General features: G+C 58.1%; 15 protein-coding genes and 1 tRNA gene. 4 read left to right on the top strand and 12 right to left on the bottom strand.

Annotated elements, in window-relative coordinates; genetic code table 11:
* The first annotated feature begins 95 nt into the window (after positions 1 to 95).
* Both recF and gyrB read left to right on the top strand, forming a co-directional pair.
* On the top strand, positions 96 to 1,232 hold the full coding sequence (gene recF / locus AC13D2_RS19470; RefSeq protein WP_482939056.1) for a DNA replication/repair protein RecF: 1,137 nt from the start codon (positions 96 to 98) through the stop codon (positions 1,230 to 1,232).
* Between the two features lie 72 nt (positions 1,233 to 1,304).
* Positions 1,305 to 3,719 (top strand): DNA topoisomerase (ATP-hydrolyzing) subunit B, encoded by a 2,415-nt coding sequence (gene gyrB, locus AC13D2_RS19465; RefSeq protein ID WP_300495880.1) that lies wholly within the window; start codon positions 1,305 to 1,307, stop codon positions 3,717 to 3,719.
* A 118-nt stretch (positions 3,720 to 3,837) separates the two neighbouring features.
* Here gyrB and AC13D2_RS19460 read toward each other — a convergent pair whose 3' ends face one another.
* Together AC13D2_RS19460 and AC13D2_RS19455 are read right to left on the bottom strand one after the other, a co-directional pair.
* Complete coding sequence (locus AC13D2_RS19460) at positions 3,838 to 4,602, bottom strand: VC0807 family protein (RefSeq protein WP_482939055.1); 765 nt, start codon at positions 4,600 to 4,602, stop codon at positions 3,838 to 3,840.
* Between the two features lie 158 nt (positions 4,603 to 4,760).
* Complete coding sequence (locus AC13D2_RS19455) at positions 4,761 to 6,476, bottom strand: carbohydrate-binding module family 20 domain-containing protein (protein ID WP_482939054.1); 1,716 nt, start codon at positions 6,474 to 6,476, stop codon at positions 4,761 to 4,763.
* A 264-nt stretch (positions 6,477 to 6,740) separates the two neighbouring features.
* Here AC13D2_RS19455 and AC13D2_RS19450 point away from each other — a divergent pair, with 264 nt between their 5' ends.
* Positions 6,741 to 7,481: a ParA family protein gene (locus AC13D2_RS19450; RefSeq protein WP_420390002.1), complete on the top strand. Its 741-nt coding sequence runs from the start codon at positions 6,741 to 6,743 to the stop codon at positions 7,479 to 7,481.
* A gap of 97 nt (positions 7,482 to 7,578) precedes the next feature.
* Here the strand turns inward: AC13D2_RS19450 and gabT are convergent, their stop codons facing one another.
* Positions 7,579 to 8,853 (bottom strand): 4-aminobutyrate--2-oxoglutarate transaminase, encoded by a 1,275-nt coding sequence (gene gabT / locus AC13D2_RS19445; protein ID WP_007152976.1) that lies wholly within the window; start codon positions 8,851 to 8,853, stop codon positions 7,579 to 7,581.
* 81 nt (positions 8,854 to 8,934) lie between these two features.
* Positions 8,935 to 10,680, bottom strand: coding sequence for an ABC transporter transmembrane domain-containing protein (locus tag AC13D2_RS19440; protein ID WP_421912110.1), 1,746 nt, complete (start codon positions 10,678 to 10,680; stop codon positions 8,935 to 8,937).
* Positions 10,681 to 10,932: 252 nt separating this feature from the next.
* Between AC13D2_RS19440 and AC13D2_RS19435 the strand changes: the two genes are divergently transcribed.
* Positions 10,933 to 12,762 (top strand): ABCB family ABC transporter ATP-binding protein/permease, encoded by a 1,830-nt coding sequence (locus tag AC13D2_RS19435; RefSeq protein ID WP_482939053.1) that lies wholly within the window; start codon positions 10,933 to 10,935, stop codon positions 12,760 to 12,762.
* Here AC13D2_RS19435 and AC13D2_RS19430 read toward each other — a convergent pair.
* The 8 genes from AC13D2_RS19430 to fmt form a co-directional block, all read right to left on the bottom strand.
* Positions 12,728 to 14,287, bottom strand: coding sequence for a BCCT family transporter (locus AC13D2_RS19430; RefSeq protein ID WP_300495864.1), 1,560 nt, complete (start codon positions 14,285 to 14,287; stop codon positions 12,728 to 12,730). The two genes, AC13D2_RS19435 and AC13D2_RS19430, sit on opposite strands and share 35 nt — an antisense overlap.
* A 99-nt stretch (positions 14,288 to 14,386) precedes the next feature.
* Positions 14,387 to 15,967 carry a hypothetical protein gene (locus tag AC13D2_RS19425; protein WP_482939052.1) on the bottom strand — a complete coding sequence of 527 codons (1,581 nt, stop codon included), beginning with the start codon at positions 15,965 to 15,967 and terminating at the stop codon, positions 14,387 to 14,389.
* Positions 15,968 to 16,093: 126 nt separating this feature from the next.
* Positions 16,094 to 16,170, bottom strand: a tRNA-Pro gene (locus AC13D2_RS19420).
* 56 nt (positions 16,171 to 16,226) lie between these two features.
* Complete coding sequence (gene glyS, locus AC13D2_RS19415; RefSeq protein WP_482939051.1) at positions 16,227 to 18,314, bottom strand: glycine--tRNA ligase subunit beta; 2,088 nt, start codon at positions 18,312 to 18,314, stop codon at positions 16,227 to 16,229.
* Between the two features lie 2 nt (positions 18,315 to 18,316).
* On the bottom strand, positions 18,317 to 19,342 hold the full coding sequence (gene glyQ / locus AC13D2_RS19410) for a glycine--tRNA ligase subunit alpha (RefSeq protein ID WP_036212087.1): 1,026 nt from the start codon (positions 19,340 to 19,342) through the stop codon (positions 18,317 to 18,319).
* Between the two features lie 126 nt (positions 19,343 to 19,468).
* Positions 19,469 to 20,872, bottom strand: coding sequence for a Trk system potassium transporter TrkA (gene trkA, locus AC13D2_RS19405; RefSeq protein ID WP_036211787.1), 1,404 nt, complete (start codon positions 20,870 to 20,872; stop codon positions 19,469 to 19,471).
* On the bottom strand, positions 20,869 to 22,170 hold the full coding sequence (gene rsmB / locus AC13D2_RS19400) for a 16S rRNA (cytosine(967)-C(5))-methyltransferase RsmB (RefSeq protein WP_420390006.1): 1,302 nt from the start codon (positions 22,168 to 22,170) through the stop codon (positions 20,869 to 20,871). Before rsmB ends, trkA begins: the two co-directional genes overlap by 4 nt.
* The gene (fmt, locus tag AC13D2_RS19395) at positions 22,171 to 23,106 is read right to left on the bottom strand and encodes a methionyl-tRNA formyltransferase (RefSeq protein ID WP_421911719.1); all 936 of its coding nucleotides are present in this window, start codon (positions 23,104 to 23,106) and stop codon (positions 22,171 to 22,173) included. It abuts the gene before it with no gap.
* Positions 23,107 to 23,116: the final 10 nt, after the last annotated feature.

Here is a 23,116-nt window from a genome sequence, read left to right as displayed (position 1 = left end):
CACCCGCAAGGTTTTGTACACTGGGCAGCGTTGTCGATAAGGCACGCTGCCTTTTTTGTCCCCGTCTCCTGCAGGTTGATAACCTATCGTGACCTATGGCGCTCGTTAAACTTCAATCGGAACATTTCCGCAATCTATCGCCTGCGCCAGTCGGTTTCTCACCTTCCATTAATCTGTTGTATGGCGCCAACGGCAGTGGAAAAACCAGCGTGCTGGAAGCCATTGGTTACCTGGGGCTTGGCCGCTCCTTCCGGGTAAGTCGACATCAGGCGGTGGTTAGCCACGGTGAACACAAACTCACGGTGTTCGGCGGTCTGGATCAGGGAATTCCCGGAGGAGAACAAACATCAGTTGGTGAGCTTAACCATCGTGTGGGTATTTCCAGGGATGTGACCGCTAAAGAAACCACCCTTCGAGTGGATGGCGAAGCGGTTCGTAACCTGTCTTCACTTGCCCGGCATCTGCCCGTCTCGGTTATCGATCCGGGGGTGTTTGATATTGTTGCCGGCGGGCCTGGAAAACGCAGACAGTTTCTGGATTGGGCAGTGTTCCACGTGGAACCTTCGTTTGCTTCGTTGTGGCAGCAGTGTCAAAGAGTGACGTCACAGCGGAATCAGATCCTGAGAAATGGTAGAATAGATGACGCTCTGATGAAGGTCTGGGATTCCCAGTACACGGAGTTGGCAGAGCGCCTGACGCAAGCCCGGAACGAAACCTTTCGGCTTTTTACCAAGGCTTTTTACAGTTTACTCGGTGAGATAGATGCCCCCTGGGTTGATGGGCTCAAGCTGGACTATTACGTGGGTTGGGACGCCAGTCAATCCCTGGCCGAGGTACTACGTTCGCACCGGGAGAAGGAACAGAAAATGGGCCATACCCTGTACGGTCCCAATCGGGCTGACATCCGCTTGAGATACCAGGGAAGGCCGGTGGCGGAAACCTTCTCCCGGGGCCAGCAAAAGACGCTGGTCATTTTGATGAAGATCGCACAAGGCATGGTGCTAAGCGATCTGGGAAAGCAGGTTACCTTTCTGCTGGACGATATCAATGCAGAGCTGGATATCGTCCACAGGGCCATGCTGGCCCAAAAGCTCTACGAATTGCGATGTCAGGTGTTTGTGACTTCGATAGAGGCACCCAGGCCTGATGAGTTATGGCGGCACACCATGCCGGAATACAGATTGTTCCACGTGGAACATGGCAAATTGACGGAAGAACAGGAACCCGGATGACCCACTTTTATCGCTCTGAAATAACAGCGGCAATGGCTTCACGCCGGGAAATCACCCTTCAGGAGTACCCTAATGAGTGAATCGAACTACAACTCCTCAAGTATCAAGGTATTGAAAGGACTGGATGCCGTTCGGAAGCGGCCCGGTATGTATATCGGTGACACTGACGACGGCACGGGCCTGCATCACATGGTTTTTGAGTTGGTGGACAACTCCATTGACGAGGCGTTGGCTGGGCACTGTTCTGAAATCGGGGTGATCATCCATCCGGACGAATCGGTCACGGTCAGGGATAATGGCCGGGGCATTCCGGTCGACCTTCACAAGGAAGAAGGTGTCTCCGCTGCGGAAGTCATCATGACGGTTCTCCATGCCGGTGGTAAGTTTGATGACAACAGCTACAAGGTCTCAGGCGGGCTTCACGGTGTTGGGGTGTCGGTGGTCAATGCCCTCTCCTCTTCCCTCACGTTGACCATTCGACGTGATGGCAAGGTTTATGAGCAAACCTACAACAACGGCGTACCAAAAGCGCCGCTCGATGTGGTTGGCGACACCGACGCCAGTGGTACGAAGGTTCACTTCATTCCTTCCCCGGAAACGTTTACCAGCATTGAGTTCCACTGGGATATTCTGGCCAAGCGCCTGCGGGAGTTGGCGTTCCTGAACAGCGGTGTGCGTATCCGCCTGCAGGATGAGCGTAGTGGCAAGGAGGAGGTATTCGAATACGAGGGTGGCTTGCGTGCCTTTGTTGAGCACCTTAACGCTAACAAGACACCGATCAACCGCGTGTTTCATTTCATTAAGGAACGTGAAGACGGTATCGCGGTGGAAGTGGCGATGCAGTGGAACGATGCCTTCCAGGAAAATATCTACACGTTTACCAACAATATCCCGCAGCGCGACGGCGGTACCCACCTCGCTGGCTTCCGTGCGGCCCTGACACGTTCGCTCAACAATTATATTGAGCACGAAGGCCTGGGTAAAAAGGCCAAGGTCAGCACATCCGGTGACGACGCCCGGGAAGGTCTGACGGCCATCATCAGCGTGAAGGTTCCTGACCCCAAGTTCTCGTCCCAGACCAAGGACAAGTTGGTTTCTTCCGAGGTCAAAACCGCGGTTGAGCAGGAGCTGTATCAATCCTTTGCGGACTTCCTGCAGGAGCAACCCAACGAGGCGAAGTTAATCGTCAACAAGATGATTGAAGCCGCCCGCGCCCGTGAAGCAGCCCGCAAGGCCCGTGACATGACGCGCCGCAAGGGGGCACTGGATATCGCCGGTCTGCCGGGTAAGTTGGCGGACTGTCAGGAAAAGGATCCCGCGCTTTCCGAACTGTTCATTGTGGAGGGTGATTCCGCCGGCGGGAGTGCCAAACAGGGGCGTGACCGGAAGACACAGGCCATCCTGCCCCTCAAAGGTAAGATCCTGAACGTGGAGAAGGCCCGCTTCGACAAGATGTTGTCCTCGGCGGAAGTGGGTACGCTCATTACCGCGCTGGGCTGCGGCATCGGGCGAGAGGAATTCAATCCGGAAAAACTCCGCTACCACTCCCTGATTATCATGACCGATGCGGACGTGGACGGTTCCCACATTCGTACGCTGCTACTCACCTTCCTGTTCCGTCAGATGCGTGAAATCATAGAGCGTGGCCATGTGTTCATTGCCATGCCGCCGTTGTACAAGGTCAAGCGTGGCAAGCAGGAGCAGTACCTGAAAGACGAGAAGGCCAAGGAAGCCTACCTGACACAGACCGCCCTGGAAGGCGCCCAGCTCTATGTCAATCCGGAAGCGCCGGCCATCAAGGATTCCGCTCTGGAAACCATGGTGAAGGATTACCAGGCGGTGATGGCAATGATTGATCGTCTGTCCCGCGCCTACCCGGCCAAGGTACTCCAGCAAATGCTGGACAACGTGACCCTGAAGCCGGAGCACCTGAAGGAAGAGGCGGAAGTGGCTCGCTGGGTTGCCCGCCTGGGCGAAGGGCTGCAGCTGGATACCCGTACCGGCACCAAGTACACCTTCTCGGTGGAAAAGGACACTGAACGCAATCTCTACCTGCCCAAGGTAGTGATTTACGTGCACGGTATTCCCCATAACCACGTGTTCAGCCATGAGTTCTTCGAGTCGTCCTCCTACGCGGCCATCGCGAGGATGGGTGAGACGCTGGACGGTTTGATCGAAGATGGTGCTTACATCCAGCGTGGCGAGCGCAAGCAAGCGGTGCTGTCATTCGAGGGCGCTCTGGACTGGCTGATGAAGGAAGCTCAACGCGGCCTGAACATCCAGCGCTATAAGGGGCTGGGCGAAATGAATCCGGAGCAGTTGTGGGAAACCACCATGGATCCGGAGACTCGTCGCATGATGAAGGTCACCATCGAGGATGCCATTGCGGCGGACCAGATCTTCACTACCCTGATGGGCGATGACGTCGAGCCACGGCGGTTGTTTATCCAGAGTAACGCGCTTGAAGTGACTAACCTGGACGTGTGATCGCGGCGGTTTTGTGATCGGACCCGGGTTATCCGGGCAGACGAAAAAGGCGACCTGATGGTCGCCTTTTTTCTTTATGATTCAGTTGCTTATAGTAATTCAGTATTGCTGGATGGAGTTAACCACCTTTCCTCGTGGATGTGTCAGAAGACTTGCTGTCGTGCTGGGCCGCCAGGTGAGGCGCCATAACATCCTCAAGGGTGTAGCCGGTGAGCCGGCGAATGGAACGCCACAGGTAGTAGAAAATGGCGATCATCATGATCATCGAGGGAATGGCGATCATGGGATAACTCACCAGGGTCATCCTGCCCAGTTCCTCATTGAACGCCTGGGTTCCGGACGGGCTGGTGACAATCCACTTGGCCAGCACGAAATTCATGATGGAGGAGAATAGAAAGGTCAGGCTGAAGAAATAGCTGGCCTTGAGCAGTCGAGCGTCGAACTCTTCCTCACTTCCGTTTTCCTTCAGCACCGCCTGAATCTTGTTAACGTTCAGCACGGACGGGTTGTACAGCAGGGTTCTAACCAGCGGATAGCGTGTACGGGTTGAAACAAGCACGGCAATACCGATGACGGCGGGAACCGCAGCTTCCTTGATCGCCAACCAGCCGGCATCCAGTTCCATCAGGCCGATACCTCCGGTCAGGCCTACGCTGACAATGCCGAGCACGGCTATAAAGTTGTATTTGCGATAGCGCACCAACTCGAACAGTCCCCATCCGAGGGGAAAGGCAAGCCCAATGACCAGGGCCATGACACTGCCCAGATATTCATCCCCGCTCAATTTCATCAGAATGAAGGAGGGAATGATGATACTGACGAGTAGGTCAACCCAGGGCCTTGGCTTGTGGGTCGGTGGTGATTGGGTTTCCGGGTCGGTCATAAATCAGCCTGATCGTTCGGGGAAGTGATGCCGGTGGAATCCAGCATACCGAATAAGTCGTCAGGCAGTATACGATGAAACCGTGATTGTGAGTAACCGAGGTCGGCGGTAACCGACCCGCTGATGCGGGCCGGTTGTCAGTTGGTGGCAGGTCCGTTCTAGAACGAACCGGAAGTGGAACTGATGGTGCCCTCTCCTCCGGTCTGGACCTGGTTATTACCACCCGACTGCCACTGCTGCTGCGCGCCAGGATCGGTTTCGCTGCGCTTGAGACATTTCCATTCGATGGAGGTCTCCGCTGGCAGATCGATCGACCCACTCCAGGTTGGGTAGGCTGTTGGATCCAGTTTTACCGCATCGGCGGGTGACCAGTTCCCCAGTGCGCCATCGTTGCCGGTGACGTACACGCTTTGCCCCATGGTGGTAGTGCCGTTCTGGCACTGGAAGGTGACGGATGCTGTTCCTGCCGTTGGCGGGTTGGGATTGCCTCCGTCACAGGGGCCTCCGGTATGAAGTGCGGCCGCTTCCATCGCTGGTACCGTCAAGGCCACCTGGCCATTCTGCACCGTCACGCAGGCACCGTTGCCAGCCACATTGCGATAGTCACCATCGGCCAGTCCGGTGCTAAAGGTCCTAGACAGAGCGCCCCCTTCACGATTGATGGCGACGAACCCCTTGTTGCCCCGACTGAACGCAATCTGGTTATTGCCGTTGTCCCACCAGTTGTTCACGCCCTGGCCGTCGGTTTCCGCCCGGAAGGCAACCATGTTGGCAATGGAGTCCCAGCGATGTTCGCACACCCAGGCCGAACCGCACTGGGCTGTACCATTCTGATAGACGTTTTGGGCCGGCGGGCCCTGGTCGCCGTTGGAAAACGTGTAACTCGACATTACCTTGGGGTAGCCATAGGGCCAGCCCAGCATGAACACGTTGGCCAGGTTGTAAAGAGCACCATCCTTGTAGGTCAACACATTGCTGCCACCGGCTCCATGGCCACGCTGGTTGTCATGGTTGTCGGTGAATACCACGGCATCAGTGCCGGACAGGAATCCCCAGCTCTCGCCAAAGGCGTTGAGATTGGCCAGTTGCAGGTTCTTGAAGACGTTGCCGATGGACGCGCTGTAGCGGAACTCGGTGACGTCTGACGTCCCGGTGTATTCAGTGGCACTGACGGCTTCACCACCCAGGTCGATCACCTCCTGGAATACGTACAGTGGGCCGTTGGCCTGATTGATGATGGCGCCGATATCACCGGGCGACATATGTTTGGCGGCGTCCACCCGAATACCCTTTACACCCAGCGAAGTGAGTTGATTGAGGTAGCCGGCCAGAGTGTTGCGCACATAGCTGCTTCCGGTATCCAGGTCCGGTAAGCCGACGAGGCGGCAATTGCGCACGCGCCAGGCATCCGAACTGTAATCCGAGCCGTTGATACTGCATTCGGCGTGGAAATCGTTGCCACTGTAGATGGGATACGTCAGGGAATCGCTATTGTAATAGGACCCCGCCGTACCGGTTCCCGTACCATTGGCGGTATGGTTGATCACCGCATCGACATAAACATCGACCCCTGCCGTGTTGCAGCGCGACACCATGTTGGCGAACTGGCTGGCGTTGCCACTGCGGCTCTGGAGCTGGTAGCTGACCGGTTGATAGCGCGTCCACCAGGCGCTGCCCTGAATGTGTTCCTGCGGCGGTGACACCTGTACGGCGCTGTAACCCTTGGGCCCGAGAAACTGTTCACATTCGGTGGCGACATCGCTCCATTTCCATTCGAACAGATGGACAAAGGTACCGGCATGGGCGGTATTGATGGGCAACGCAAGTGTCAGGCCGAGACTGACACCGGTTACCAGGCGTTGTATGGAGATCATTGTGTGCTCCTGTCTTGTATTTGTTGTGGAGACGATCCAATGGCCAATGCCGCCTGTTGACGGCAGTTGTGGATGTCCATTGTCAACATGAAGTGTTCAATCGTTAGCCAAAACATCCTTTCAGGCAGTTTGCGGGGAGTAGTCAGGGGGAGGAGTTACGATATGTGCGTAGCCTTAAGATACGTGTCACTAAACTGAAACACGCTTGCCAGAGGGATCGGTTAAGCTTGCAGCCGATGTTTTGATGGGGCTTTAGGAGGAAGCATGAAGATCATTGCGTTTTACAGTCTTAAAGGCGGTGTCGGTAAAACCGCTGCGGCTGTAAACATTGCCTACCTGGCCAGCCAGGCTGGCATTCCCACCCTGCTGTGGGATCTCGACCCTCAGGGGGCGGCCAGTTGGTATTTGTCAGGAACGGATGAGATCAAAGGGCGGAAACTGGCCGCACTGATGGATGGCAAGACCCCCATCGGCAAGTTCATTCGTGCCAGTGCCTACCCTGACCTCGATTTTATCCCGGCCCATAACAGTTTTCGCAACCTAGATGTCCGCCTGGATAAGAATGACAGCGCCAATACCCTCAAAAACTGGCTGGCGCCGTTATCGGAGGAAACCAGCCTGGTCGTACTGGATTGCCCACCCTCGATGTCGCGGTTGTCCGAGCAGGTGTTGAAAACCGCTGATGGCGTGTTCGTGCCAGTGGTTCCGACCTGGCTTGCCCTGAATAGCTGGCAACAGCTCCAGGCGTTCGCCAGGGACAAGAAGCTCAAACCCGGTCGTTTGCACCCGTTTTTCTCCATCGTGGACCGCCGCAAGAATCTGCATCGCGAGATGGTGATTCATCGCAAACAGCGCCTCGAGAATGGGTTGAACGCGCTGATTCCCAATGCCAGTGTGGTGGAGAAGATGGGTGAGAGTGGCCAGCCGGTGGAATTGATGGACCGGTCATCCGCGGCTGCCGATGCCTACCGGCGCTTGTGGAAGGAGATCAGGAAGTTGATCTAGAACGGTTAGAACCCATAAAAAACGCTGGTCAGCTTCACACTGACCAGCGTTGCGGTGCTCAGAGGCAGGTGTGTTAAAGACCCTGCCTGAGGGCGTTTCAGCCCACCTCTTTCAGTGCCTGCTCAACGATCGCCAGGCCTTCCTCAAGAATATTATCCTCGATGGTGACCGGCATCAGGAAACGCAGGGTATTGCCGTACATGCCGCAGCTCAGCAGGATCAGGCCATTTTCCTTGGCTTTCTTTGTAACGGCCGCCGCCAGGTCTGCTCTGGGTTCTTTGCTGGTCTTGTCGGTGACCAGTTCAATGGCTGCCATGGGCCCGAGGTTGCGCACGTTGTCCACGTGGGGGAACTGTTCCTGCCACTGATCAAAACGTTTGCGCAGCGTGTCACCCAGGCGCTGACTCTTGCCCAGAATGTCTTCTTCCTTGAACACGTCAAATACTGCCAGGGCTGCCGCACACGCCGTCGGGCTGCCAGTGTAGGTGCCGCCGAGGGAGTTCGGGCCGGACGAGTCCATCACCTTGTCGGTACCGACAATGGCTGAGATCGGCATACCATCGGCCATACTCTTGGCCATGGTCATCATGTCGGGCTCGACACCGCTGTGCTCAATGGCGAACATCTTGCCGGTCCGGCCAAAGCCGCTCTGAACCTCATCCGCGATCATCAGGATGCCGTTTTCATCGCAGATCTTGCGAATCTCTTTGAGGAAGCTGGCGGGTGCGGCGTAGAAACCGCCCTCACCCAATACCGGCTCTATCACGATGGCGGCGGTGTCACTGGCGGGTGAATCAGCTTTCATGGCCATCTTCAGGCCACGGAGCGCTTCATCCTCACTGACGCCGTGATAGGGAACCGGATAGGGGGCGCGGAAGACGGTGCCCGGCATCGGGCCGAAATCGGTCTGGTAAGGCGCGGCTTTGCCGTTCATGGCCATGGTGTAGAAGGTACGGCCGTGATAACCGCCGTCAAAACAGATCACGTTGGTTTTGCCGGTCGCCGCGCGGGCGATTTTCATGGCGTTTTCCAGGGCCTCTGCGCCGGAGTTGGCCAGCATGACCTTGGCGTGGCCCTTTACCGGAACCACTTCACTGAGCTTCTGTGCCAGCTTCACATAGCCCTCGTAGGGCATGACGGTCTGGCAGGTATGCATCAGCTTGTCCAACTGCGCCTTCACCGCTTCAACCACTTTGGGGTGACGATGGCCGATATTCAGTACACCAATGCCGCCGGCGAAGTCGATCATACGCTTGCCATCGGCATCCCAGAGCTCGGCATTGGTCGCATGGTCGGCAAACTGCTCGTTGGGGCTGGCAGCACCGGCCGCGACATAACGTTCTTTGAGTGCCTGCAATTCTTTGTTCGTCACTTTGCCTCTCCTCGAATTCGGTTTGGTACTGTCAGCATACACGAAATGATGGCCCGGTTTGAAAACCCGGCCCTGTTGTTTCTACGTACTGGGGCCGCCAATGTCTTCCCGGAACTGAAGTTCCGAAAGTCTCCGGTACAGCGGATTCCGTTCGACAAGTTCATCGTGGTTGCCGATATCTTGAATAATTCCGGCGTCCATCACAATGATACGATCGGCGTGCCTGACGGTGGCCAGCCGGTGTGCGATGACCAATGTCGTGCGGTTGGACATCAGTCCCGGCATGGCATGCTGGATCAGGTGTTCGCTTTCTGCATCCAGTGCACTGGTCGCCTCATCCAATAACAGTATAGGCGCATCCGCAAGTAGTGCGCGGGCAATCGCCAGCCGCTGCTTCTGCCCACCTGACAGTCCGAGACCGGTGTCGCCCAGTGGCGTTTCATAACCCTTTGGCAGTTTGCGGATAAACTCATCGGCATGGGCAATCCTGGCGGCCTCCACCATGGCAGTGTCGCTGGCCTCCGGTCGGGCGTAGCGGATGTTATCGGCAATGGTGCCGTGAAACAGCGCGGGATTCTGTGGCACCAGTGCAAAGCATTGGCGCAGGTCTGTAAGCGCTAACTTACGACTATCGATGCCGTCGATGAGGATCTGCCCCGTATCTGGGTCATAGAACCTCAAGAGCAGGTCGAACAGCGTAGACTTCCCGGCACCAGAGGGACCAACCAGGGCCACGGTTTCGCCTGCCTGGATACTAAGTGAAAGGCTTTGCAGAACCTTGATATCGCGACGAGCCGGATAGGAAAAGGTTAAATGGCGGATCTCGATATCGCCGCGAAGCGTGTCGGGCAGAGCCTGGGTCGCGTTTGCCTCACTGTGGATTTCACTGGGTGTCTGCAGCAGCTCGAAAATCCGCGCCGCTGCCCCGGCTGCGCGCTGCAACTCACCAATTACCTCACTAATGGCCCCGGCGGCGAGTCCCACCAGCAGGCTGTAGAACACAAATGCCGCCAGCTCGCCCGGGCTGGTACGGCCGGAAATCACGTCCAGCCCGCCAATCCAGATCACCACACCGATGGCTCCCATGACCAGGGTAATGGCGATGGTGGTCAGCCAGGCCCGCTGGTGAATTCTCACACGGGCAATATCGAAGGCATTCTCCGCCACCTGTGAGAAAAACCGGCGGTCATGGGGCTGATGGTTGAACGCCTGCACCGTCTTGATCTGGGTGAGGTTCTCTCCCACGTAACTGCCCACTTCCGCGACCCGGTCCTGGCTCAGCCTGGACAGCTGGCGGACGCGGCGCCCGTAAACCAGGATGGGAATAATCACCAGCGGAAAGCCGAGGATGATGATGCTGGCAAGTTTGGCATTGGTCACGAACAGCAGGATCAGCCCGCCCACCAGCATCAGGGTGTTGCGCAGCGCGATGGAGACCGTGGAGCCAATGACGGATTGCAGCACAGTGGTATCAGCGGTAAACCGCGACTGTATTTCCAGGCTTCGGTTTTTCTCGTAGAAGCCAGGGTGAAGGTCGATCAGGTGGTTAAACACCTGCTTGCGAATATCCGCCACCACCCTTTCGCCAATCCATGAGACAAGATAAAAGCGGGCAAAGGAACCAATAGCCAGCCCGATCACCAGCACAAAAAACAGCCCTACCGCTTTGGACAACATCGCGGGTGACTGCGTGGCGAGGCCCTGGTCCACCAGAATTCGTAGACCTTGACCGAGTGCAAGCGTGATGCCGGCTGTAATAACCAGAGCCACGAGAGCGCCGGCAACGGCTCTTTTGTAAGGGCTGATGAAATCGATAACCAGCTTCAGGGCTTTTCGGTGACGGGTGTTAATGATGTGCCTCCTGACTTCGGGGTACTGTAAACTCTGGCAACAATACGGTTTCTACTCCTAACAGGACCTATCATACATGCGGGCAGAGCACGCGTGGGTGGCAGGGTCTTCCGGGACACGCTGTAAATACGTCCCTGTACGCTCGACAAAAGCCATCCCTGGCTTTTGACGGTCCCGGAAGACCCTGCCACCCACACGCGCTCCCTAACCTTGGAGTTATTTTCGACAGTGAGAGCCTACGCCGATAACGATTACCCCGCTGACCACAAACCCGACTGGAAAGTTATCGCTGGCCTGTGGCCCTATCTGGCGGAATTCCGGGGCCGTGTCGTTCTGGCATTGGCTTTCCTGTTGATCTCCAAATTGGCGACAGTTGCGACCCCAGTCGCCCTGAAATACATCGTCGACTACCTGGACGAAAATCAGGGCGGCGAGGTGCTGCTGTGGATACCGGTCATACTGGTCGTCGCCTACGGCCTGCTCCGATTTGGCAGCACGCTGTTCAGTGAACTGCGGGACGCGGCTTTTGCGAGAGTGGCAGAGAGAGCCATGCGACGCGTGTCGCTGCGGGTTTTCGAACATCTGCACAACCGGGAGCTGGCTTTCCACCTGGACCGGAAAACCGGTGGACTGGCCCGGGACATTGAGCGGGGCACCAACGGCATCAGCTTTCTGCTGCGCTTCACCCTCTTCAACATTGTACCCACCCTCCTCGAAATCCTGCTGGTGGCCGGCATTCTCTTCGTAGTGTTCAACGTGGGCTACGTGCTGGCGATTCTGGTGGCGGTGGTGGTGTATGTGGTGTTTTCCATTAAGGTCACCGAGTGGCGCACGAAATACGTGCGGGAAGCCAATGCCCGTGACAACCAGTCCAATTCCCGGGCGGTGGACAGCCTGCTCAACTACGAGACCGTAAAGTATTTCAATAACGAACGCTTCGAAGCAGAGCTCTACGACAAGGACCTGGATGACTGGGAACAGGCACGGCTCAAAAACCGACTGTCGCTGGCTGCCCTGAATTCAGGCCAGGCCCTGATCATCGGCGCAGCGATGATCGTCATCATGGCCATGGCAGTGCAGGAAGTGGCCAGTGGAGAGATCACCCTGGGAGATTTCACCATGATCAACGCTTACCTGCTGCAGCTGTTTATCCCGCTCAACGCACTGGGGTTCGTGTATCGGGAGATCCGCCAGGCATTAGTGAATGTGGAGAGGCTGTTCGGTTTGCTCGGCGACGAACCGGTCATCGAGGACGCACCGAGCGCCAAGGCGCTGGTGGTGGAGAAAGGCGACGTTCGTTTCGACCAGGTTCATTTTGGCTATCGCCCGAACCGACAGATTCTCCGGAACGTGAGTTTCTCTATTCCCGCAGGCCACACCGTCGCCGTCGTGGGCGCCAGTGGTGCGGGGAAATCGACGCTCGCCCGCCTGCTTTTCCGGTTCTACGATGTGAATCAGGGCAGTATCACCATCGATGGTCAGGATATCCGTGAGGTTACCCAGGATAGCCTGCGTTCTGCCATTGGTGTGGTGCCCCAGGATACGGTGCTGTTTAACGATACGCTTTTTCGCAACCTGGCCTACGGTCGGCCTGAGGCCAGTGAGGAAGAGGTATACCAGGCGGCCCGAATGGCGCACCTGGAACAGTTTATCCACAGCCTGCCCGATGGCTACAACACACAGGTTGGTGAACGGGGATTGAAACTTTCCGGCGGTGAGAAACAGCGGGTCGCCATTGCCCGGGTGATTCTCAAGAATCCGCCGCTGCTGATTCTGGATGAAGCTACTTCATCCCTGGATTCGCTGTCTGAACAGGCGATCCTGGGGGCCTTGAAGGAAGTCAGCCGCCAGCGCACCTCCCTGGTTATCGCTCATCGGCTGTCGACGACGCGGGATGCGGATACCATTCTGGTGATGGAAGGCGGCCGTATTGTTGAGAGTGGAAACCATGTCGAGCTGCTGGGCCAGAAGGGGCATTACGCCAGGCTCTGGGAACAGCAGCATCGGATTGGTGATGATGTTGTCAGGCAAGCCCCTGATCACGGGCCATGGCCATAGCCGCTTTTGGCCCTGTCCATAGCGATGGCAGTATGACAAAGGAGACCGGTATGGCAGTTATCACAATGAACTGCTGAAGCACGCCGATCTGGCCTGAGCCCATATACAGCAGAATGGCGGCCATCAGGGCCATGGCACCGCCCCAGAATACCCGGATCCAAGGATTTGGCTCATCATGGCCAGCGCCCACCATGGCGATGGAATAACTCATGGAGTCACCGGTGGTGGCAACAAAAATGGTGGTGAGCACCAGTATCGCGGCGGCCATCCAGGTGCCTCCTGGCAGTGCCTGGGCAACGGTCAGTGTGGCGACGTCAAAACGGAAATTGTTTAACGCTTCGGTCAGGTCAAAGGTGCCGGCCAGCTGATGATAGATACCGGAGCCGCCCAGCAGTGTAAACCAGATTGTGGTGGCGATGGGTGCGAGCACGGCAACCGCGAGGATCATTTCACGAACCGTGCGTCCGCGGGAAATTCGCGAAACAAACACCGCCATCAATGGTGTGTAACCGATAAACCAGGCAAAGAAAAACACCGTCCACCATTTCATCCACCAGTCCGGCGCCGTTTCAGCGGTCATCGTCGACATCGCCATGAAAGACGTCAGGTACTCGCCGAACGACTGAGTAAAGGTGTTGGTTAGAAACAGTGTGGGACCGAACAGGAAAATCACCGCGGCGATGGCCAGGGCGAGGAGCACGTTGAACCGGCTGAGCAGCTGAATGCCCTTGTGCAGGCCGGTCATGGCGGAGGTCATGTACACCCCGGCCAGAATGATCAGTACCGCGAGCTGGGTGCCATAGCCATCGGTGGTGCCAAACAGCTCATGCAAGCCAAAACTCACCTGGGTGGCCAGGAAACCAATAGGGCCTACGGTTCCTGCGACCACGGCAATGACGCAGAGAGCGTCAATCACTCCACCGATCTTGCCTTGAACAGCGTTCTCACCAAACACCGGATACAACAGGGTTCGCGGCTGCAGCGGTTTGCCCTGATCATAGTGAGCCCTGCTGAGAACCAGTGCGGTCAGCGAGCCCAGAACTGCCCAGGCAAGGAAGCCCCAGTGAGTGAACGACTGCGCCATGGCGGGAGCAGTGGCCGCAGCCGTTCCGGCTTCGGTATCAAACGCCGGTGGTGTTACCACAAAGTGATAGACCGGTTCCCCGGCGGCGAAAAACACCCCTCCTCCGGCCAGCAACGTACACATAATCATTGAAAGCCAACGGAAACGGCTGATTTCCGGCTCGTCCAGGCCACCAATCCTTGCATTGCCCGCCTTGCTGACCGCTGTTCCGAGTGAGATGAAAAAAGTTGCCAGCAACAGTAATTGGAAGAACGACCCCAAGTATTTTGCCGTCCAGGTAAATCCGGCGCCAATCGCTGTAGCGACGGCGCTGCTATCAATAATGGAAGCGCCAACGAAAAGCAGGATGAAGCCAATCGTAAGCGTCAGAACGATCGGGTCGCTATCGGAGAAAGCGCCCGGCCGTTCAGAGGTAGCCAGGGAGTCTGTCTGGGAGGTCATGGTTGTTCCTTTCGCGAAGAGCCGCGCAGGGTACAGAAAAGTTCAGACCTCTGCATTCCTTTGTGGGCGTAGCCGCCCTCCCAGGCACTGATAAGCTCGTCAGGACTCCGGAAATGCCGTCCAGTCGTCCAGCCAGGTTGATGTGGCCCTGGGGTTGATTGCGCCCTGGTATATCGCCGACTCATCAAAGAATTCGGCTTTCGGAGGCCGTTTGGCGGTCATGACGCGCACTGAGCTTCTGGGGCGGAAATGCGGCGAAGACTCACTGGTGACAGAGGGCTGCAAGCCGGTTTCAACCTGAACGGTGTTCTGCAGTTCGGGGCTTCGTATCCACAGTTCTTCGTTGAACCCGAAGTCATCGTCGTCCGCCTCGTTGACAATGTTGAGGTTGCCCAGCCTACCGTTGTTGGCAAGCAGGTTGTGGCTGAACGTCAGGGCCTTCATGCCGACCAGCGCGGTCACTTCGTCCCGTGTATCCAGGGCTTCAATAGCGTAACTGTCGATGATCATATTGTGGAAGTGGCCGCCGGAGCCTTCCCTCAACAGAATGGCCCGATGTTCCTTCGCGGAACGGCCGCTTCCATAAAGGGTGACGTTGTAGAACGTGGGTTCGGATTGCGGCTGGGCCGAGTGGCTGGAGCCATTGTTGTCGCCCTCAAAGGCGTTGTCGCCAATGTCCCGGTACTGCTGGACAATGGCAAACTGTACCCGGCCTCGCCAGCCCCAGTCCCAGTCGATGCTGTCATCGGCGGCGCCGGTCACCAGGATGTTTTTCAGGTCGACAGTGCCACCGAACATTTCGATGCCGTCGTCCAGTGCGCGGTGAACCTGCACGTTCTGGATAATGGTGTTGGAGCCACAGCCACCCAGGGTTAAGCCGTTCAACTCGTTGTTCTGGTAGACCTCGAAACCGGCAAATTCAATGCGGGTGTATTGCACCACGCCGCAGCTGTGTTGCGTGTCGCTGCCACCGAACTGTCCACGGGTGTCGTTTTCAGGCACGCCTTCTATTCGCGCATTCGGTTCGTTAACCGGCGCCTTGCCCAGAAGCACCACGCCACCCCAGTCCCCGCGAGCCCGTTGGCCGGGTTCCTTGCTGCTGGTGAAGACCACCGGTTGGTTCCGGCTGCCACGGGCAAACAGTCTGGCACTGGGCGTTACGATCAGTGCAGAACCGGGTTCACCCTCGACGGTTACGCCGGGTTCGATGGTCAGGTTCGCGCCCTCCACAAAGACGGTGTTTTCAAGGGTGTATCGATGCCCGCTTTGCCAGACGGTGTCTGCGGTAATGTCGTCGCTGATGCGTACGTTGCGATTCTCAAATGCCGTAAAGCCGGCGACCGTGGCGACAACGGCGCCAATCACGGGCACCAGTACCAGTGCGTGACGGGCAAACCAACTGCGTCTTTTCTGGGGCGTGACGGGACTGGCCTGAAGTTTCTGGTTCGACGATTTGGCCATCAGCGGACGGCCATCATCATTGGCCATGATCTCGCGCGCCAGCGTCTGAAGCTCAGGTGTGCCATTGGCTTCCACGCGCATCAGAACGTCGTTGCGATAGTTTGGCTCTCTCAGCAAGACGTTGAGATGGACAAAGTCGACGCCCGGGCACTGGCCCTTATCGATACGGCGTTTGAGTCGCCAGAGCTTCTCTACCAGAAGGGAGGATTGGTCGGACATTACTGCTGCTCCGTTGGGATGAGAGCACCGTTGTACCTGTCCTTTGTTAAAGCTTTATGTCAATTGCAGGAAATAAATCGGGTATCCAGGGAAATTGTTGCGAGGGAGGGGGCAATAGCGGGAAAATGGTCGGCGTGGCAGGATTCGAACCTGCGACCCCTTCGTCCCGAACGAAGTGCGCTACCAAGCTGCGCCACACGCCGATCAACGGCCGGTATTATACGGATTGGCTGGTTATTTACCAGCCCCCGTATGATTTTCACTGCCCACTGGCAGTGGGCAAAACCGAGATATCCGCCACCCGCAGAAACAGGTTTCTCAGCAGGTTGAGCATGGCCAGGCGGTTATTGCGCACGGCCTCGTCGTCAGCCATCACCATGACTTCATCAAAGAAGTTGTCCACCGGCTCCCGCAGGCTGGCCAGGGAGCTCAGGGCAGTGGCGTAATCGCCTTTTTCGAACAGCGGCAGTGCCTTATCGGCCTGCTGGCGAATTCGGTCGGCCAGCGTTATTTCAGCCTCGTCCTGCAGCAACTCGCTGTCGATGCTTTCACTGATGCCGTCGCCACCCTGTTTGGTGAGGATGTTGGACACCCGTTTGTTGGCACCGGCCAGGGCCAGGGCTTCCGGCAGTTGGCGGAAGGCTTCCACGGCTTTCACCCGGCGGTCAAAGTCCAGCGGGCGTGTGGGACGGCGGGCGTGCACGGCGAGGTAGACTTCGGCACTGATGCCCTGCTCTTCATAATGCGCGCGGAAACGCTCGAGCATGTAGTCCACCACCGCGTTGGCCACTTTCGGTTCGGTAAAGCTGTTGTGTTGCTCTACCGCCCATTCGCACAGGGTTTGCAGGTCCAGCGGCAGCTCTCGCTCGATGATGATGCGCAATACGCCCAGTGAAGCTCGACGCAGCCCGAACGGGTCACGGGTACCAGACGGTGGCTGATTGATGCCGAACAGCCCCACCAGGGAATCGATGCGGTCGGCAATGGCCACGGCGCAGCCCGTCAGTGTTGCGGGCAGGTCGTCACCGGCAAAGCGGGGCATATACTGCTCGTTCAGGGCGCTGGCCACGTCTTCGTTTTCGCCGTCGTTGGCGGCGTAGTACTGGCCCATGATGCCCTGCAGGTCAGTGAATTCCAGCACCATCTCGGTGACCAGGTCGGTCTTGGCGAGCATGGCGGCGCGCTCGGCCAGAACGGGATCGCTGCCAATGGCGTCGGCGATCTTCTTCGCCAGTGCGGCAACCCGCACGGACTTGTCGTAGATGCTGCCCAGCTTGTCCTGGAACACGATCGGCTTGAGCTGGTCGATGCGGTCCTCCAGCCGGGTCTTGCGGTCAGTGTCATAGAAGAAGGCCGCATCGGACAGGCGTGGGCGGATGACCTTTTCGTTGCCGGAAATGACCTGTTGCGGGTCCTTGCTTTCCAGGTTGGCGACGGTGATGAACAGCGGAAGCATCCGGCCGTCGGCGGAGACGACGTGAAAATATTTCTGGTGCTCCTTCATGGAGGAAATCAGTGCCTCGGCGGGAACTTCCAGGAAGCGTTCCTCGAAACGGCCCATGAGAGGAACGGGCCACTCGTTGAGGGCGGTGACTTCGTCCAGCAGGTCTTCATCGATAACCGCCTGGCCGCCTGCTTCCTTCTTGGCGATAGCGGTGACGCCATCACGGATCTGCTCGCGGCGTTCGGCGAAGTCAGCGATCACATACCCTTCCTGGCGTAGCACCACTTCGTAGTCGCCGGGCGTGGGCACAATCAATGATTTCGGGCAGTGGAATCGGTGGCCACGAGTCTTGTTGCCCGGGGTCAGCCCCATGATCGGGGCGTCGATCACCTTGTTGCCAAACAGAAGGATGGCCCAGTGCACCGGACGCACGAACTCGGTTCTGTGCGCGCCCCAGCGCATGCGTTTTGGGATCGGCAGTGCGGCCAGGGATTGGTCCACCAGTTCCGGCATCAGTTCAACGGTGGGACGGCCTTTCTCGATAGTGCGATAGACCACCCAGGCACCCTTGTCGGTTTCCATGGTGTCGAGCTGGTCTGGTGTCACGCCCAGGGATGTGGCGAAGCCGGTCAGTGCCCGGGTGGGGTTGCCGGAATCGTCGAACGCAGCTTTCACGGCCGGGCCGCGTTTTTCCACCGGTTTGTCCGGTTGAGCGTCTTCCAGGTCCCTTACCCTGACGGCAAGCCGGCGTGGTGCGGCAAAAGCTTCCACTTTGCCGAACTGAATACCGGCCTCTTCCAGGCCATTGGTAATGCCACGGGTAAACGCGTCCGACAGTGGCTTGAGGGCCTTGGGAGGCAACTCTTCAGTGCCCAGTTCGACCAGAAAATCCTGTGTTGCCATGATTATGCGTTCCCCTGTTCCTGCTGAGCTTTTTTCGCTTTCTTACCCTTCTTGCCGTTCGCCTTTTCGGCGGCGGCCTCGGTCGCTGCCAGTACCTCTTTGCGCAGGGCGTCCGGTGCCAGCGGGAAGCCAAGCTTGCGACGACTGTCGAAATACGCCTGGGCAACGGCTCGGGCCAGGGTGCGAACCCGCAGGATAAAGCGTTGGCGCTCGGTCACGGAGATGGCGTGGCGGGCGTCAAGCAGGTTGAAAGTGTGTGAAGCCTTGAGCACCTGCTCATAGGCGGGCAATGCCAGGCCAGCTTCGATCAGGCGCGCGCTCTCGCGTTCGTGTACATCGAAACTGTGAAACAGGAACTCGGTGTCGGCGTGCTCGAAGTTGTAGGTGGACATCTCCACCTCCTGCTGATGGAACACGTCTCCGTAGGTGACCACACCATCCGGGCCTTCGGTCCACACCAGGTCGTAGACACTATCCACGCCCTGCAGGTACATGGCAATGCGCTCAAGCCCGTAGGTGAGCTCGCCAGTAACGGGGTAGCATTCGAGGCCGCCCACTTGCTGGAAGTAGGTGAACTGGGTGACTTCCATGCCGTTCAGCCAGATTTCCCAACCCAGGCCCCAGGCGCCGAGGGTCGGTGATTCCCAGTTGTCCTCGACAAAACGGATATCGTGTACCAGTGGATCCAGCCCAAGAGCCTTCAGGGAATCCAGGTACAGCTCCTGAATGTTGTCCGGAGACGGTTTCAGCACCACCTGGAACTGGTAGTAATGTTGCAGGCGGTTGGGGTTCTCACCGTAGCGGCCATCGGTGGGTCGACGGCTGGGCTGAACATAGGCGGCGTTCCAGGTTTCCGGGCCGATGGAGCGCAGGAAGGTGGCCGGGTGGAAGGTGCCGGCACCCACTTCCATGTCCAGGGGCTGTAGGACTACGCAGCCGTGCTGCGCCCAGAAATTCTGCAGGGCGAGAATGAGGCCCTGGAAGGTTTTGATATCCGGCGTGTTTGCGGAAGTTGCCTTGTCTGTCACGACGTTTGCCTGCTGGTCAGTCTGTGTGTGGCGCCCGGGCATTCGGCCGGGGCACTCCGAAAAAAGGGGCATTATACGCCTGCCAATCGCGTATTTCTAAGTTGGGTTCAGACGATTGATTTTGCGCTAGAAGAACGTCAGTCCCACCTGGAACAGTTTCTCCACATCCCGTATCCGCGACTTGTCCACCAGGAACAGGATAACGTGGTCATCCGGCTGTACCCGCAGGTGGTCGTGGGCGATGAGGACTTCGCTGTGGCGGACGATGGCGCCGATGGTGGTGCCTTCCGGCAGGTTGATCTCGTCAAGCCGCTTACCCACTACCCGGGAGGACCGGTGGTCGCCATGGGCGATGGCCTCAATGGCTTCGGCAGCGCCCCTACGGAGTGAGTGAACGTTTACTACGTCCCCACGGCGAATGTGGGTGAGCAGACTGCCAATGGTCGTTTGCTGGGGCGAAATAGCGACATCAATGTCGCCACCCTGGATCAGGTCAACATAGTCCGGGTTGTTGATCAGCGTCAGTACCTTGCGGGCACCCAGACGTTTGGCCAGCAGTGACGCCATGATGTTGGCTTCATCATCGTTGGTGACCGCACAGAAGACATCGGTATTTTCGATGTTTTCTTCCAGCAGAATGTCCTTGTTGGCGGCGTTGCCCTCCAGCACCACGGTTTTACGAAGGTTCTCGGACAGCATCACGCAACGTTCGTGGTCCCGTTCCAGAAGTTTCACCTGGTAGCGGGATTCGAGGGTATGGGCCAGGCGCTGGCCGATGTTGCCACCGCCACAGATAAAGATGCGCTTGTAGGGCTTCTCCAGTGGCTGCAACTCGCTCATTACCGAGCGGATATGGTCGGAGGCAGCGATGAAGAAGACCTCGTCGCCGTCTTCGATCACCGTATCCCCCTGAGGCATGATCGCACGGTCCTTCCTGAAAATGGCGGCGACCCGTGTTTCGATTTTGGGCATATGGCTGCGCAGGTACGACAACTCGTGGCCAACCAGTGGGCCGCCTTCCGTCGCCCGAATGGCGACCAGCTGAACAAGTCCCTTGGAAAATTCCAGTACCTGCAGGGCGCCGGGGTATTCGATCAGTCGTGTAATGTGCTTGGTGACCAGGTGCTCCGGGCTGATCAGAACATCTATGGGGAAACCCCGCAGGCTGTCCAGATCCTTTTTCTGATCCCGCTGGTAGAACAGTTCCGGTTTTGCCAGGTAGGCGTTGGCCCTGACCCGGCAGATGGTTGTCGGGGTTTTGTACAACAGCTTGGAGACCTGGCAGGCCACCATGTTGACCTCATCGCTGTTGGTCACGGCGATGACCATGTCGCCATCTTCAGCGCCCGCCTGACGCAGAACCGTGGGGAAGGAGGCCATGCCCTGGACAGTCCGAATATCCAGGCGATCCTGAAGCTCCCGCAGGCGGGTACTGTCACTGTCGATCACGGTGATGTCGTTGGCTTCGTTGGCAAGGTTTTCTGCCAGGGTCCCGCCCACCTGGCCGGCACCGAGAATCAGGATTTTCATGGTTCGGGTTTCTCCAGCACAGCGTAGAAAAATCCATCGTGGCTTTCGGGAACGGGCAGCATCTGGCGGCCGGTTTCCATATCGCGCCCCCAAAGGACGTCAGGCTCCACCAGGGCAGCGTTGTCCTGCTGTTTCAGGAATCGACGAATTATACGGTGATTCTCCTGCGGAAACACCGAACAGGTGGCATAGACCAGGCGCCCTCCGGGCGCGAGCACTTGCCACATCGACTCCAGCAGGCCCAACTGAATGCTGGCGAGCGGGACAATGTCTGATTCCCGGCGCAGCAGCTTGATGTCCGGATGGCGGCGAATCACGCCGGTGGCGCTGCAGGGCACGTCGAGCAGGATGCGATCGAACGGCTTCCGGTCCCACCACTGGTCAATATCTGCGGCATCGGCCTGTTTCAGTGTCGCCACGAGGTCCAGCCGTTCCAGGTTTTCCTGCACCCGAGGCAGTCGATCAGCGGATTCGTCGATAGCGACCACTTCTTCCAGTTGCCCACAGCTTTCAAGGATAGCGCAGGTTTTGCCTCCCGGTGCGGCACAGGCATCCAATACCCGTTGGCCGGGCGCCAGGTCCATCAGGGTGGTGCAGAGCTGGGCTGCTTCGTCCTGCACACTGACCGCGCCTTCGGAAAACCAGGGCAGGAGGTCTACCGGCACCGGGGCGGTCAGTTGGATGCCGTGGGGCGCGAACAGGGTGGCTTTGGCGTCGATGCCGGCATCGGACAGCAGCTGCAGGTAGTCGTCGCGGCTGAAGCGCAGGGCGTTCACCCGCAGGGTCATGGGGGCCTGGGTGTTATTGGTTTCGAGAATGGCCTGCCAGTCGTGGGGCCAGTTATGGCGCAGCTTTTCAAGCATCCAGGGAGGATGGCTGAAACGACCCGCTTCGTCGGCAAGGGGCGGTTCCCCTTCCCGCTCCGCAGCCCGCAGAACGCCGTTCACCAGCCCTGTCAGATGCGGTTTGTCGAGGGCGCGGCAGGCTTCCACGGTTTCATTCAGAATCGCGTAGGTGGCCTGCTGGCTGAAGCGAAGCTGGAACAGTGCCACCAGCATCAGGTGATGGACCACCCGGTCGGATTTGCGCAGCGGTTTTTTCAGGCGCGTCTGTAGTTCGCCATCAAGCCGGTGAAACCAGCGGCAGGTGCCGTAACACAGTGCCTGTAGTGGTGGCCGTTCGTTGTCTGCCACATCACCCATGGCGTGGGGCAGGCATTGGGACAGCGACTGGCCGTTCTCAACGGATTGCAACACTCGGGCAGCAACCGCCCGCAGTGGCTGGCCCTGCTGGCTCATTCAGTTCAGCTCCTGGCCGGGCATCAGTATGTCCTTGCCGCCGTTGATCAGGTCGTTCACCGATTGTGGCCGCGAGCCGGACAACTGCAAACGGGTGATCCTCAGGGATTCCAGGCCGCAGGCAATGTCGATCCCTGTCCGGTCGCGGCGGATCACCGTACCCGGGTGTTTGTCGCTGGTGTCGTCCAGAATCTCCGCCTGATGAATGCGGATGCGCAGGTCCTCCAGGTCGGTGTAGGTGCCCGGCCAGGGATTAAAGGCACGAATCAGCCGGCTGATGGCGGGGGCGTCCCGGGTCCAGTCGATGTGCCCTTCTTCCTTGCTGAGTTTACGGGCATAGCAGGCCCGGGCCTCGTCCTGGATTTCGCCCTGCAGCTCGCCTTTTTCAAGCTGCTCCAGCGCCTTGACAATGGCTTCGCCACCCAGGCCCGCCAGCCGGTCATGAAGGCTGCCGCCGGTATCGGCGTCTTCGATCGGGGTAATGGCTTTCAGCAGCATTGCGCCGGTGTCCAGGCCAGCGTCCATCTGCATGATGGTAATACCGGTTTCCCGGTCACCCGCGGCAATCGCACGCTGAATAGGTGCGGCACCGCGCCAGCGAGGCAGCAACGAAGCATGGATGTTCAGGCAGCCGTGACGAGGGAGATCCAGTACAGCCTGTGGCAGAATCAGGCCGTAGGCAGCGACTATCATCACGTCTGCGTTAAGGCTGCGCAGCTGTTCCTGCGCTTCGGGCGATTTCAGGGACTCTGGTTGGAACACGGGAATGCCCGCCTCAACAGCAACCTGTTTGACCGGGCTGGGTGTCAGTTTGCGGCCACGGCCAGCGGGCCGGTCGGGTTGGGAGTACACGCCAACCACCTGGTGATGGGTCGTGAGCACTGCTTTCAGTGCGGTGGCTGCGAATTCAGGGGTGCCGGCAAAAACAAGTCGCACGGGTATCGCT

This window comes from Marinobacter sp. B-12, from assembly GCF_056857915.1.
Note: the sequence above shows the minus strand (reverse complement) of the source record. Positions and strands in the feature narration are given on the sequence as shown.

Excerpts from the sequence above, each read along its gene's own strand:
- gyrB (WP_300495880.1), top strand. The coding sequence starts at position 1,305 with ATGAGTGAATCGAACTACAACTCCTCAAGTATCAAGGTATTGAAAGGA.
- trkA (WP_036211787.1), bottom strand. The coding sequence starts at position 20,872 with ATGAAAATCCTGATTCTCGGTGCCGGCCAGGTGGGCGGGACCCTGGCA.
- AC13D2_RS19460 (WP_482939055.1), bottom strand. The coding sequence starts at position 4,602 with ATGACCGACCCGGAAACCCAATCACCACCGACCCACAAGCCAAGGCCC.
- rsmB (WP_420390006.1), bottom strand. The coding sequence starts at position 22,170 with ATGAGCCAGCAGGGCCAGCCACTGCGGGCGGTTGCTGCCCGAGTGTTG.
- glyS (WP_482939051.1), bottom strand. The coding sequence starts at position 18,314 with ATGGCAACACAGGATTTTCTGGTCGAACTGGGCACTGAAGAGTTGCCT.
- AC13D2_RS19430 (WP_300495864.1), bottom strand. The coding sequence starts at position 14,287 with ATGACCTCCCAGACAGACTCCCTGGCTACCTCTGAACGGCCGGGCGCT.
- AC13D2_RS19450 (WP_420390002.1), top strand. The coding sequence starts at position 6,741 with ATGAAGATCATTGCGTTTTACAGTCTTAAAGGCGGTGTCGGTAAAACC.
- AC13D2_RS19425 (WP_482939052.1), bottom strand. The coding sequence starts at position 15,967 with ATGTCCGACCAATCCTCCCTTCTGGTAGAGAAGCTCTGGCGACTCAAA.
- AC13D2_RS19455 (WP_482939054.1), bottom strand. The coding sequence starts at position 6,476 with ATGATCTCCATACAACGCCTGGTAACCGGTGTCAGTCTCGGCCTGACA.
- recF (WP_482939056.1), top strand. The coding sequence starts at position 96 with ATGGCGCTCGTTAAACTTCAATCGGAACATTTCCGCAATCTATCGCCT.